General features: G+C 49.6%; 9 protein-coding genes. 5 read left to right on the plus strand and 4 right to left on the minus strand.

Annotation, left to right across the window (positions count from 1 at the left end; genetic code table 11):
* Nucleotides 1-174: 174 nt before the first annotated feature.
* Nucleotides 175-2,847 carry a nitrate reductase gene (locus tag EZV61_RS09995; RefSeq protein ID WP_131415380.1) on the minus strand — a complete coding sequence of 891 codons (2,673 nt, stop codon included), beginning with the start codon at nt 2,845-2,847 and terminating at the stop codon, nt 175-177.
* Nucleotides 2,848-3,248: 401 nt separating this feature from the next.
* Between EZV61_RS09995 and cobA the strand changes: the two genes are divergently transcribed.
* From cobA to EZV61_RS10020, 5 genes are all read left to right on the plus strand, one after another.
* Nucleotides 3,249-4,100 (plus strand): uroporphyrinogen-III C-methyltransferase, encoded by an 852-nt coding sequence (gene cobA, locus EZV61_RS10000; RefSeq protein WP_325048483.1) that lies wholly within the window; start codon nt 3,249-3,251, stop codon nt 4,098-4,100.
* Nucleotides 4,101-4,117: 17 nt separating this feature from the next.
* Nucleotides 4,118-6,694 (plus strand): nitrite reductase large subunit NirB, encoded by a 2,577-nt coding sequence (gene nirB / locus EZV61_RS10005; protein WP_131415382.1) that lies wholly within the window; start codon nt 4,118-4,120, stop codon nt 6,692-6,694.
* Between the two features lie 11 nt (nt 6,695-6,705).
* Nucleotides 6,706-7,041 (plus strand): nitrite reductase small subunit NirD, encoded by a 336-nt coding sequence (gene nirD / locus EZV61_RS10010; protein ID WP_114336616.1) that lies wholly within the window; start codon nt 6,706-6,708, stop codon nt 7,039-7,041.
* Nucleotides 7,042-7,165: 124 nt separating this feature from the next.
* Nucleotides 7,166-8,632: a NarK family nitrate/nitrite MFS transporter gene (locus EZV61_RS10015; RefSeq protein WP_114336617.1), complete on the plus strand. Its 1,467-nt coding sequence runs from the start codon at nt 7,166-7,168 to the stop codon at nt 8,630-8,632.
* A 109-nt stretch (nt 8,633-8,741) separates the two neighbouring features.
* Nucleotides 8,742-10,457: a bifunctional protein-serine/threonine kinase/phosphatase gene (locus EZV61_RS10020; protein ID WP_165569571.1), complete on the plus strand. Its 1,716-nt coding sequence runs from the start codon at nt 8,742-8,744 to the stop codon at nt 10,455-10,457.
* Here EZV61_RS10020 and EZV61_RS10025 read toward each other — a convergent pair whose 3' ends face one another.
* The 3 genes from EZV61_RS10025 to dcd form a co-directional block, all read right to left on the minus strand.
* A complete protein-coding gene (locus EZV61_RS10025) occupies nt 10,458-11,309 on the minus strand; it encodes a precorrin-2 dehydrogenase/sirohydrochlorin ferrochelatase family protein (protein ID WP_131415386.1) in 852 nt (283 codons plus the stop codon).
* Between the two features lie 75 nt (nt 11,310-11,384).
* Complete coding sequence (locus EZV61_RS10030; protein ID WP_131415388.1) at nt 11,385-12,611, minus strand: alginate export family protein; 1,227 nt, start codon at nt 12,609-12,611, stop codon at nt 11,385-11,387.
* Between the two features lie 266 nt (nt 12,612-12,877).
* Nucleotides 12,878-13,468 (minus strand): dCTP deaminase, encoded by a 591-nt coding sequence (gene dcd, locus EZV61_RS10035; protein ID WP_114336621.1) that lies wholly within the window; start codon nt 13,466-13,468, stop codon nt 12,878-12,880.
* Nucleotides 13,469-13,475: the final 7 nt, after the last annotated feature.

A 13,475-nucleotide genomic window follows, 5' to 3' on the forward strand; every position in this document is an offset into this window, starting at 1 on the left:
CGTTCAAGTTTATCTTGATAATGAATGGTAGGTTAGCAGTCGCTTAGACAGGGCTCAAGCGAGTGTTCGAAAGTTTTACAGTTAGCAACAGAAAGCGGCCATTTTTGCTGAAAATAGCCGCTTTTAACTAAAAATTTGGGATTGGTTGAACCAGTAGTTGAGTGCCCGACCTGCTTACGTCACCTCTTCAAATGCACAATCCTGAATAATCTCTTTCAGCTCTGGTATACATGAGCCGCACCCTGTACCCGCAGTGGTTTCACGCTGCAGCGCATCAAGATCTGTCGCGCCATTTTTTACTGCGGCACAAAGCGTTTTATAGCCCACCTGCTTACAAGCGCACACAGTGCGTCCTGCTGCCAGTGAGCCTTGTGCTTTACCGCTCATAATACTGCGCATCGCTTCGCTGCCCAGAGGCTTATCTAGCAGCGTGGCTAACCAGTCATAGTCGTCTCGTTGCAGGCGTTTACCAACGATATAGCACCCCAACAAGCGTCCCTCTTTTAATACGGCGTAGCGATAACTGCCCGTCGCAGTATCAATGAAGCTAAGCTTTTGCTCGCCGATAAACGGTTGCATGCGCGCTTGCAACAAACCGGCGACGGTATCACTACCTTGCAGGCTGGCCATGCGATAGAGAATGCCCTGCTCGACGCGTTGGTTGACCCAATATTCCGTTTCATGGATGGGAGTGTCATCCGTGGTGAGTAACAAGGCTTCACTTTGACGAAACCACGGGCTGACTTTTACTGGTGTATGTTTGAATTCTGGTTGGCCGGATGTGGGGTCCACTTCCGGTGACACCAGTGCGCCGACCCGAGCTCTAGATGAGGTAACGCCGGTCCAGTGGATCGGCATAAAGATCTCACCCTGACGCATACGCGCGGATGTTTCTACCCGTACTAATGCGCTGCCGTGGTGACTTTCCACATTGGCGAGACCTTCCTTTTCCAAGCAAAACTGTTTCGCGGTATCTGGGTGGATCGAGATAAAGGGCTCTGGCAAGTGGGCGTTCAGCTTAGATGCTAAGCCTGTACGCGTCATGGTATGCCATTGGTCGCGAATACGCCCACTATTCAATACCAGTGGATAGTTGTCGCTGACATCTTGCGCCGGTTGTCGATGCTTAACTGGAATAAGCCGGGCACGGCGGTTTGGCGTGTAGAAATGTCCTTCAGCAAAAAAGCGTTTATGTAGACTGATGTCGCCTTTCGTTATCATCGGCCATTGGAACGGTGTCAGTGCATCAAACTCTTCATTACTCATATTACTGAACGCGCTGATATCGAAGTCGCGCGAACCGTCGTTTTCATATCCAGACAGCTGTGCATGCTCGGCAAATATCTCGCCTTCGTGGGAGAAGTTGAACCCCTGTTTATATCCCATGCGTTTGGCGACTTCACAGATGATCCACCAATCGGCCATGGCTTCACCTGCTGGCGGTACAATAGCGCGCTGCCGCGAAATTCGCCGCTCTGAGTTGGTGACTGTACCTGATTTTTCTGACCAGCCCCGCGCCGGTAACAATACATTGGCTAAACGGGTGGTATCTGTATCTGCTATGCAGTCCGATACGACCACAAAATCACACTTCTGTAGCGCACCCTTTACGCGATCGGCATCGGGCAAGCTGACGACAGGGTTAGTCGCCATGATCCAAACCGCTTTAATCTCGCCTTGTTCCATCTTATTAAACAGATCGACCGCTTTGGCACCTGGCTCTGTGGCCATTGTCGGCGAATCCCAAAACGTCTGCACCCGCGCAATCGCATCGTCAGTAAACTCCATATGGGCAGCCAGCATATTGGCCAGTCCACCCACTTCGCGTCCACCCATCGCATTAGGCTGACCGGTAATCGAAAACGGGCCCATGCCGGGGCGTCCGATACGACCCGTTAACAGATGACAATTGATGATCGCGTTGACTTTATCCACGCCACTGGTGGACTGGTTTACGCCTTGAGAATATACGGTGGTGACTTTTTCTGTGGCAGCAAACAGCGCCATAAATTCGGTCAACTTAGCGTTATCGATACCTAACTTTGTGGCGACTTGTTGTAAATCACCCAAATCGCCCTGATCGGCATGGGCGGCGTGCAATGCCTGCTCGGCCCCTTCGGTATATTTGGAAAGATACTCAGGATCTTGATGATCGTTCGCTGCCAGATAAGCCAGTAATGCATTGAACAGTAAGACATCGCTGCCGGGCTTGATCGGCAAGTGTAGATCGGCGATATCGCAGGTATCTGTTACCCGTGGATCGATCACAATGATCTTCATGTTTGGCTTGTCTAACTTGGCCTGCTTTACCCGCTGAAACAGGATGGGGTGACACCAGGCTAAATTCGAACCAACCAGCACAAGTAGGTCTGCCACTTCAAAATCCTGATAACAACCAGGTACAGTGTCAGTACCAAATGCACGCTTATGCCCCGCCACCGCAGATGACATGCAAAGTCGGCTATTGGTATCGATGTTGGCTGAGCCAACGTAGCCTTTCATCAATTTGTTGGCGACGTAGTAGTCTTCGGTGAGCAACTGGCCGGACACATAGAGCGCGACAGAGTCTGGCCCGTGGGCATCTATCGTATCGCGAAACTGCTTCGCTACCGTGTTCAGTGCCTGTTGCCAGTTAATACGCTGACCATCTTGATAGGGGTGCGTTAAGCGCCCGGTGGGTACAACCGTGTCGCCTAGCGCGAGCCCTTTAGAACACAGCTTTCCATAATTCGCTGGGTGGGATTTGTCACCGCGAATAGTGACCTTGCCCGATTCATCTGCTTTGGCTTCAACGCCACACCCGACGCCACAGTATGGGCAGGTTGTTTTCACCCAGTCGTTGGTCATGGAATACTCCTAATAAACATCTCTGCGTTGCTTTGGTGCAATACCCTTGCCACACTGGCAAAACATCGTAAAACCCCCGCCGTAACGGCATTTCAGCCTTAGAGCCTTAAATTGACAACTCGTTAAAGCTGCCCCGGCTGCACTTTATTGGCGCAAGATAAAAGTGCAACCTAGATCACATTGGGCAAGCAGCTTATCAAAACACTACCTATAGCGAGATAGACCTACTACCCCTACTCATAGAGTGGATTTAGACACTACCAATCGAGGCTGGCAAATAAATCATTAAATTACAGTGCGTTAGATAAAACCAACTAATCAAAAACACAGTTGGCCTCAACCTTGCTTTGTACCTAGTCAAATAGCGTTGTTTTTACAACCAGCAGCAAGTTTGAGGGTAAATGATGGGAAATAAGATTATCGCGCTGAACAATGAAACAAGAGCGCTTAAGCAGCAGTCAACTCCATCAAAGTCAGCCTCTTCGCAAGGTAAAGTCTGGTTGGTCGGCTCGGGCCCAGGTGACGCTGAACTACTAACAGTTAAAGCTCTGCGCATTATTCAACAAGCAGACCTAATTCTCTACGATGCGCTGGTCAGCGATGAAATTAGGGCGTTGTTTCCAGAACAAACCGCAGCGCTGTTTGTCGGCAAATCGAAAAATCATCATAGTATCAGCCAGTCGGCACTAAACGAGTTGTTAGTCACTAAGGCGGCTGAAGGATTTAACATCTGCCGTCTTAAAGGAGGCGACCCGTTTATATTTGGTCGTGGCGGTGAAGAAGCCTTAACCCTGCGCAAGATTGGCGTTGATGTAGAGATCGTGCCAGGTATCACTGCGGCATCGGGCTGCACCAGCTATGCAGGTATCCCACTCACTCACCGCGGTATGGCACAAGCTTGTACCTTTATTACCGCCCACGGTGAAACCGGACTTAACCTCGATTGGCATGCCCTTGCCCGCCCGGCACAAACGCTAGTTATCTATATGGGGCTGAGCAAACTTCCTGATATTCGCCGTGAACTGTCTTATCACGGTATGCCAACCAACACGCCGGCCGCTTTGATTTCCAATGGCTGCCGTCCAGAACAACAAACCGTTATAGGCACATTAGAAACGTTGCCCGAATTGGCAAAGCAACACCAGTTGCCATCTCCAACATTGGTCGTTATTGGCGAGGTAGTTACGTTAGCCCCTGCCCTTAACTGGTTTAACACTTTAATCGAATCAGAACAGCACGAGCTGTCAGCATAATTTAGAGGGATCCCACTATGACAAATAAAACGAAAGTCATTGTTGTCGGTAATGGCATGGTTGGTCATAAGTTCATTGATGAACTTAGCAGCCACCAAGCCGCTGATAGTTATGAAATAACCACTTTTGCAGAAGAGCCTCGTTTGGCTTATGACCGTGTCCAGTTGTCGAGCTATTTTACTGGTGCAACGGTTGATGATCTGATGATGACCAGCGAGGCTTATTACGATGAGCGTCAGGTACGTTATCTGGTGAATCAGCAAGTTGTCTCTATCGATAAAGAAGCCAAAACTATCACCACGGACAAAGGCATCGTAGAAAGTTACGACAAGCTGATCCTGGCAACGGGCTCTTTCCCGTTTGTGCCACCAGTACCAGGGCATGAACAAGAACACTGCCTGGTTTACCGCACAATTGAAGATTTAGAAGCAATCACCGCATCCGCCGAAGGTAGCAAAGTCGGTGTTGTTGTGGGTGGTGGCCTATTGGGCCTGGAGTGCGCCAACGCGGTTAAGAACCTTGGCTTACAAACCCATGTTGTCGAATTTGCACCACGCCTGATGGCAGTGCAGTTAGATGAAGGTGGCGGTAAGTTACTGCGCCGCAAGATTGAAGATATCGGCGTGACTGTTCATACCGAAAAGAACACCACTGAAATCGTTGCTGGCGAAACCTGCCGTTATCGCATGAACTTTGCTGACGGTAGCTTCCTGGAAACCGATATGATCGTTTTCTCGGCAGGTATCCGTCCACGGGATAACCTGGCACGTGAGTTTGATATTGAAGTAGGCCCACGTGGCGGCATTGTGGTTGATGACAAATGTCAGACCAGCGCTGAAGATATCTACGCCGTGGGTGAATGTGCCCTCTGGGACGGTCGTATTTTCGGTTTGGTCGCGCCGGGTTACCAGATGGCCAAAGCCGCCGTTGACCAGATCACCGGTGGAGACCTTGAGTTTAAGGGCGCAGACATGAGCACCAAGCTCAAGCTGCTTGGTATTGACGTTGCCAGCATCGGTGACGCCCACGCCAATACCGAAGGCGCCCAGTGTTACACCTTCTGTGATGAATACACGCAGGTGTACAAAAAGTTGGTTGTTTCTAGCGACAACAAGAAGCTATTAGGCGCTGTTCTGGTGGGTGATGCTGACGCATACGGTTCACTGTTGCAGCTTCACCTAAATGATATGGATCTGCCTGAGTCACCAGAAGTCTTCATTTTACCTGCAATCGACGGCGAAGAAGCCAGCGCTGGACTTGGCATAGATGCTCTGCCTGACAGCGCTCAGATCTGTTCTTGCCATGACGTCACCAAGGGCGACCTGATGGCGGCGGTACAAGCCGGCGCGACAGATATAGGTGCCATCAAGGGCGCGACTAAAGCGGCTACCGGTTGTGGTGGTTGCCTGGCCTTAGTGGGTCAGGTGATGAATGCCGAACTACTGAAGCTAGGTGTCGAAGTTAACGACAATATCTGTGAGCACTTTGACCATAGTCGCCAAGAGTTAGCCGACATTGTTCGAGTTAAACAGATAGGTACCTTTGGTGAGTTGTTGGCCGAACATGGCCGTGGTGACGGTTGTGAAATTTGTAAGCCCGCCGTTGGTTCTATCTTGGCTTCTTACAACAACGAATATGTACTGAAAGACGAACATATATCGCTGCAGGACACTAACGACATCTTCCTTGGCAACATGCAAAAAGATGGCACCTACTCTGTTGTTCCCCGTGTTCCTGGCGGCGAGATCACCCCTGAACAGCTTATTGCGATTGGTGAAGTAGCGAAAGAATATGACCTCTACACCAAGATCACTGGTGGCCAGCGCGTCGACTTGTTCGGTGCTCAGCTCCATGAACTGCCACCTATCTGGGCCAAGCTCATCGACGCTGGTTTAGAAACAGGTCACGCCTACGGTAAATCACTGCGTACTGTTAAGAGTTGTGTGGGTAGCACTTGGTGTCGTTATGGTGTTGATGACAGCGTCGGTTTGGCTATCGAAGCAGAGAACCGTTACAAAGGCCTGCGCGCGCCACACAAAATCAAGTTTGCCGTATCCGGTTGTACCCGAGAATGTGCCGAAGCACAGAGCAAAGATGTCGGTATTATCGCCACTGAAAACGGTTGGAATTTGTATCTGTGTGGTAACGGTGGCATGCGCCCTCGTCATGGAGATCTGTTTGCTAGCGACCTCGACAAAGAAACGCTGATTAAGTACATCGACCGCTTCCTGATGTTCTACATCCGTACCGCTGATCGCTTACAGCGTACTTCGGTTTGGATGGAGAACCTTGAAGGTGGTTTGGACTATCTACGCAAAGTCGTGATCGAAGACAGCCTGAATATCGCCGACGAGCTGGAAGCAGAGATGGCGAAGGTGGTTGCGACATATCAGTGTGAGTGGAAGACCACCATCAATGATAAAGAGAAGCTGAAGCGCTTTAGTCACTTCATCAATGCGGATGTGGGGGATGACAAACTGAGTTACGTCACCGAGCGTGGTCAGCGACGCCCAGCTACAGAAGCCGAAAAAGCCGCTGCAGCCGCAGGCACAGCACAAACCGAAGACCTCAACGTCGTTGAGTTAGTGGATTAAGGAGCAGGATCATGAGTAACGAAACTTGGATAGATATTTGTGACGCTGGTGATATCCACGCAGGCGTTGGTGTGTGTGCCTTACATCAAGGTGAACAAGTAGCGATTTTCCGCTCAGGTTGCGGTCAACAACTGTTCGCGATTGGTAACTATGACCCATTCGGCAAAGCCAATGTGCTTTCCCGCGGTATTACCGGGTCATTGCAAGGCGAGCCGGTGGTCGCGTCCCCCCTTTATAAGCAACATTTTTCACTGCGTGATGGCAGCTGTATCGAAGATGCGAGTGTTGCCATTCCTACTTACCCAGTTCGCGAACTGGAAGGCCGAGTTCAGCTGCAATCCCTCTGAGCATTTGGCAGGCGGATTTCCGCCTGCCGTTTTTTTTAGTTCAGGCGGCAGAGCGAAGCTACGCTCTGGCAGCAAAATAAATATTAATTATAAAACGTGCCGTTAAAGGCACCAGGAGTTTGTAATGACTGGAGAAAAGTTCAACCTGATTTCCTTTACCGGAAAAATGAAGGTTCTACATGCCAGCTGGATCGCGTTCTTTATTACGTTTTTAGTTTGGTTTAACCACGCACCGCTGATGCAAGCGATTGCTGGTACATTAGGGTTATCGTCGCAGGAAATAAAAACCCTGTTAATTCTAAACGTGGCCTTAACGATCCCTGCGCGGGTCATCATTGGTGCCCTAACCGACCGCTTCGGCCCTCGTCTGGTTTATTCGGTGCTTTTAGCTGTCAGCTCTATCCCCTGTTTTATGTTTGCCTTTGCAGATACCTTCTTACAAGCTGCCATTGCCCGTTTTGCATTAGGTTTTGTGGGTGCCGGATTCGTTATCGGTATCCGTATGGTGTCGGAATGGTTCCCTGCCAATGAACTAGGTACCGCAGAAGGTATCTATGGTGGCTGGGGTAACTTTGGCTCAGCCGCGGCCGCTATTTCATTACCGACCGTTGCCCTGCTGTTCGGTGGTGACGAAGGCTGGCGTTATGCGATTGCATCCACCGGTGCGATCTGTCTTTTCTACAGTGTTATCTACTACCGTACAGTCCGCAACACACCTGAAGGTTCTACTTACTTTAAGCCAAAGCAAGTCGGCGGTATGGAAGTGACCAGCAAGGGTGATTTGATCTTCCTGCTGATCATGAAAGTGCCAATGTATGCAGCGTTAGCCTTGCTGACCTGGAAGTTGTCACCGAGCAATATTGATATGTTAAGCAGTACCGTTTCATACGGTATGTATATCGGCCTGGTGTTCTTGTACATCTTTGACTCTTACAAAGTGATACAGGTAAACAAGAACCTGTTCAAAGAGCCAGTACCAGAGATTCATCAGTACAAGTTTAAGCAGGTCGCTGTATTGAATATCCTTTACTTCGCGACGTTCGGATCTGAACTGGCTGTGGTATCTATGCTGCCGCTGTTCTTCAGTGAAGTATTCGCATTGGATATGGTTTACGCAGGTCTGTTGGCTTCTGCCTATGCCTTTATGAACCTGATGTCACGTCCTGGTGGCGGTTGGATATCTGACCGTTGTGGCCGTAAGAAGACTCTGCTTATCTTGACTGCCGGTTTAGCGGTTGGCTATCTGTGTATGGGTCTTGTTGATGGTACGTGGCCGCTTTGGTTAGCCGTTGCTGCAGCGATGGCATGTTCATTCTTCGTGCAAGCCGGTGAAGGCGCAGTATTTGCCGCCGTACCATTGATTAAGCGTCGTTTGACTGGACAAATAGCCGGCATGACAGGTGCTTATGGTAACGTGGGTGCGGTAACCTATCTGACTGTATTGTCGTTTGTTGACTATCAGACTTTCTTCTTTGTTATCGCCGGTACAGCGGTTGTTGGCTTTATCACGCTGCTATTTATGGAAGAGCCGAAAGGTCAGATGGCAGAAGTAAATGAAGATGGCACGGTTGAACTAATCACGGTAAGTTAGCCTTGATTGAGCGCAACTAGCTAGCTTGAAATGGGAGGTTATGCCTCCCATTTTTCTATGTTTTTACTGTGTGTTTTTTATTAGTTTAAAGCCCTGCAGGAAGCCATTGATGTCGGTTTTGAGTGTTCGCTTTGCCAGCCATAGTAGTGCTGGTGTTAAACAAAAAAATGATGACGCCTTGGCGGTGAAAGTTGCTCACGGTGGCGAACTCGTACACAAAGGGATCACGGCTGTGATCGCTGATGGCGCCAGCTGTTGTAGCAGCGCCGAAATAGCCAGCCGCACGGCGGTGACCGACTTTATTAATAACTACTACAGTACGCCAGATAGTTGGACGGTTGAAAAATCAGCCACCCGTGTTTTGAGCGCGTTGAACAACTGGTTATTCGCTCAGGGCCACCGTGCACTGAACACCGAAGACAGCTTGGTAACGACATTAAGCGCGGCAATTATTAAGGGGCAAACCGCTTACCTTTTCCATGTCGGCGACAGTCGGATCTATCTTTATCGCGACAATGAACTGGCGTTACTAACCCAGGATCATTGCCATTATCAGCGAGCCAATAAGCTTTATCTGACACGCGCCTTAGGTATAGATAACAAGCTCCAGATCGACTTTAAATCTGTGCCGCTGCAAGTAGGTGATCAACTGCTGTTCACTACGGATGGGATCCATGACGCGATCAGCCCGCAACAACTGACAGAACTGATGGCTTCGCAACAGGAGCTACAGGATAAATCAGATGCTATCGCTGCGTTCGCTGCTGATTCTCATAGTGACGATAACCTGACCTGCCTGCTTGTCGAGGTTGAGTCGCTGCCCTTGCAGACGATGACCGAAGCCCAGTCGGTACTCACCTCAAAAGTGATCCCGCCGGTGATGGCTGTCGGTAACGAGATTGACGGCTACAAGATCGTGAAAGTGCTGCATAGCAACACGCGCAGCCATGTCTATCTTGTGGAGTCATCAGATGAGACCCAATGGGTACTAAAAGCACCATCAGAAAACTTTTCCGATGATCCGCAATATCTCGAAGGTTTTGTGCGCGAAGCCTGGGTCGGTGAACAGATAGATCACGATAACGTGATGCGCTGTCAGCCCGCGGATTCAGAAAGCCCGTTTCGCTACCATCTTTGCGAATACATAGATGGTATTACGCTTCGCCAATGGATGTACGACCACCCCACACCGGATATGGCGCTGATCCGCCCAATATTGAAACAGGTCATTAGCGGCATTCGAGCCTTGCAAAGGCACCAAATGGTGCATCGTGATCTTAAACCAGAAAACATCATGATCCGAAACGATGGAACGGTGAAACTTGTCGACTTTGGGACGGTACAGGTGGCGGGCTTAGATGAGATTGAGCGCTTTAATTTAGAAACCTGCCCAGTCGGCTCTGTTGACTATATTGCCCCTGAATACTTAATGGGACATAAAGGTACCTTTCAATCCGATCTGTTTAGCCTTGGCGTGATCGTTTACGAAATGCTTTGTGGTGAGCGTCCGTTCTCTTTGAAAGATCCAAAGCTTAACCCCCCAACCAGCCTTAATGTCTGGCAATATACGCCGCTAGCACACCGAAAAACCAAACGACCGCTGTGGATCGATTTAGCCATTAAGAAAGCGTGCTCTCCGAACCCTAAAAACCGGCAGCATGCGTTATCTGAATTTTTTCACGATATCTCGCAACCAAATGATGAACTGATTGAAAAATTTGAACGGGCACCGCTCATTGAGCGCAGCCCCCTCACCTTTTGGCAGGTGGTTGCAGGCCTATTGTTACTGGCTAACTTGGTGCAGCTTTACTGGTTTAACCGTTAGTTAGTTCGTGACGATCGCAATCACCGACGCATGTGGTTCGGGTGTTATCTGCGCGTAGGCCTCCGGGCGCACCCGCCGGCAGTCCTGGCGGATAAAAGTCTCTATCCGTCTTTCATCTTTTTCGCTGACGATAACCAGATCTGCTTGATGAAGCTTTTTCACCATACCAAAAGAGAGATCATCAAGATCATCCGGTAGTACACAAGTTAACGGAACCACAGCGCTAGCCTGCTCAGTGACCTCACTTAGGTGCTGTTGGTATAGTTTTGCATAGTCTGTGTTGTCCGGATTTAACGCTTTACTGAAGAAGCCCTCCCAGAATCGCCGCCGATGACTGACCGTACTGAAGGTGCGCTTTATGTCGGCGCGTTTTGCCGCAGAGACCGCTATCAGTTGTTTCAGGTGGCGTGGCAAAATTGCGCGGATGCGGAATTTTAACAGCCGAGTGAGTACGGGCGCAGCGCCCCCTGTTGCAATGGCGATCTGGCATTGCCCGTCATTGATAAGCGAAGGGCAAATAAAACTGCCCGTATTTGCATCGTTCGCGACATTACAAAAGATCCCGTCAGCTTCCGCCTGCTGTGCGATCGCCGTATTTAGTTCTGCACTGTTTGTTGCTGCGATAACTAACCATTGCTCTGCAAGCAGCTCTGCGGAATAAGAACGACATAGCCATTTGAGGTCATGCTTTTCGACCAACATGGTCGCTTCGTCAACCAGCTGCGGCGCCACGAGCGTCACCTTTGCTCCGGCTTCAATCAATGGCGAAAGTCGACGGCAACCAACCGCACCGCCACCTACAACGAGCACGTTCCGATCTTTCAGAGTTAAATATGCGGGATAGTAAAGCAAAAGAGCTCCTTAACGCTGCCGGCAAGCCTTGACGTTAAGGAGCTCTCTACCTAATGGCAAGAACTATTCACCAAATTAGAAAGTTGAGGTGAGTTGTAGCCAGAACTTGTCGGTGTCGGTTGCATGGTCATCGGCATCGTAGGAAGCATACTTACCGAGAATGCCAAAGTGTTTGTTAATCTTATATGAAGCAACCAGATCAATCTCTGTACCGTAGTCTGTGCTGCCCTCATCCGATTCGAAATTGTGATAGAAGGCGGCTAACTTAACACCCGCTACTGAGCCTGCGACTTTTACATAGGTATCGACAACACCATCACCTGGTGTAACGAGAAACTTGTCGGCAAAACCCTGGAATTTATGCAGCGTGGCCAACGGTGTTTTAAAGCTAACGCCATCGTCTGATCCCAGAACCTCGTAGCCAGCACTGACAGAAACAGGCTTGAACTTCACACTACCTTCAACCAAATAGTAATCTGCATCATAGCTGGCTGGATTATCACCGGCGTCGGACTGCATCGCATAAGACGCTTTTAGTCCAAGCTTGGTCGTCTCGCTCAGCGCATAACCGCCGTTATAAACAAAACCAACGGTGTTGCTCGATAAACCATCGTTGTTATCGAAGTCGAGATAGTAGTCAAACGCCGTCACCTTACCAAATTTACCGGCATCATAAGTGAGGTTAAGCGCACCGATATTACCGTGCAGATCTGAGTCAGCACCATCTGGGCCAAAGATGCGGTTCACGTTCCAGATATATGATGCGTCAACAGAGAGCGCCTCGGAGAATGCGTATTCGACACGGCCACCATCATAAGTCTGCTCGTTTTGGCGCCAGCCAACACCGCCGACAAAACGTTGGTCACCGAGATTAATGCGCTGACGACCGAGCGTAGCAGTGGTATCTTCAAAGCCAACGTACTTTAAAAACGCTTGGTTCAGATCAGTGCCTTTCGGATCGGCAACCACTGGGTATTCAGTCTTTCCGTTCTCGGTACTGTTGTAGTTATCGTTACCCACAACCAATACATGGTCGGCTTCTACACCGGCAATGAAACCACTGATAGGTGCTGACGTATAGGTAATGCGCGACTTCAATGTACTCGCGTTGGCTTCTTTGTCCTTACCGTCTTGGTCCACATATTCATAACGGTAGCGCATGCTTAGTTTGGTGCTACCTTCTTTAATACCGGTGGCTATATCGTCAAGCAACTCTGCTTGAACAGGTGCAGTGGCTAGGCCGATAGCCAAGGCGATCGGGCTAAGCTTGATAGCATTTTTCAGTGTATTAGATGTATGCATTAGTAGAACTCCCTTAAACATTATGTGACGCGATTAGATAAAGATATTGGTCGCGTGCAATCCCGAATCGCGGCTTATGAACCGTCTGTTATGATTTGGTTACGGGTATGTAAAGGCAGGTTCCATGCCAACACTGTTGATTTAGATCAATATGTGACAGTTAGGTGACAAAAATATCTCTAAGGGGGTATGAAAATGACGAGGATACAAAAAAGCCGACTGACGTCGGCTCATTCAACGCCCCATTCTGGGGGCTTATTTAGTGCTTATAATGACTCGTCTTCACTAATTCGGGACGCCACTGCACTTTGTTGATCCTTGTATTTAGCGTCAGTGCGTTTGTTATAAGGGCGTGCAGCCGGCGCGGTGAGCGTTTCGAAGTTTAGTGCTCCGATTTTCATTTTGGGGCGCAATGCTAATGGCAACTTACCACTGTTATAGAACTCCAACACGATGCGTCCAGACCAACCCGGATCAATACGGTGGGCCGTCACGTGCACCATGAGTCCCAACCGAGCCAGCGAAGAACGACCATCTAACCAACCGACAATATCGGCGGGCAGTGTCACAGACTCATGGGTCACGGCTAATGCCAACTCACCTGGGTGCAGAAAGAACGCATCGCCATCGGCAATGACAATCTCTTCGCTCATCACCCGTTGCATTGCCGCCTGCACCTCTTCTCTGGGGCCACTCAAATCAATGTAAGGGGCGGTGTGATCATTGAACGTACGGAAGGTGTTACCCAAGGTGACATCGACACTAACCCCGCTAATCAGTTCGCTCGATGGGCGTGGATCAATGATTATGCGTTCTTCGTCTAAATAACGTTCAATATCGGTATCACAAAGTCTCATGCTGTTC

Source organism: Corallincola luteus, from assembly GCF_004336975.1.
GTDB lineage: Bacteria > Pseudomonadota > Gammaproteobacteria > Enterobacterales > Neiellaceae > Corallincola > Corallincola holothuriorum.

Coding starts and splice junctions, on each gene's coding strand:
- EZV61_RS09995 (WP_131415380.1), bottom strand. CDS start 2,847: ATGACCAACGACTGGGTGAAAACAACCTGCCCATACTGTGGCGTCGGG.
- cobA (WP_325048483.1), top strand. CDS start 3,249: ATGATGGGAAATAAGATTATCGCGCTGAACAATGAAACAAGAGCGCTT.
- nirB (WP_131415382.1), top strand. CDS start 4,118: ATGACAAATAAAACGAAAGTCATTGTTGTCGGTAATGGCATGGTTGGT.
- nirD (WP_114336616.1), top strand. CDS start 6,706: ATGAGTAACGAAACTTGGATAGATATTTGTGACGCTGGTGATATCCAC.
- EZV61_RS10015 (WP_114336617.1), top strand. CDS start 7,166: ATGACTGGAGAAAAGTTCAACCTGATTTCCTTTACCGGAAAAATGAAG.
- EZV61_RS10020 (WP_165569571.1), top strand. CDS start 8,742: ATGTCGGTTTTGAGTGTTCGCTTTGCCAGCCATAGTAGTGCTGGTGTT.
- EZV61_RS10030 (WP_131415388.1), bottom strand. CDS start 12,611: ATGCATACATCTAATACACTGAAAAATGCTATCAAGCTTAGCCCGATC.
- dcd (WP_114336621.1), bottom strand. CDS start 13,468: ATGAGACTTTGTGATACCGATATTGAACGTTATTTAGACGAAGAACGC.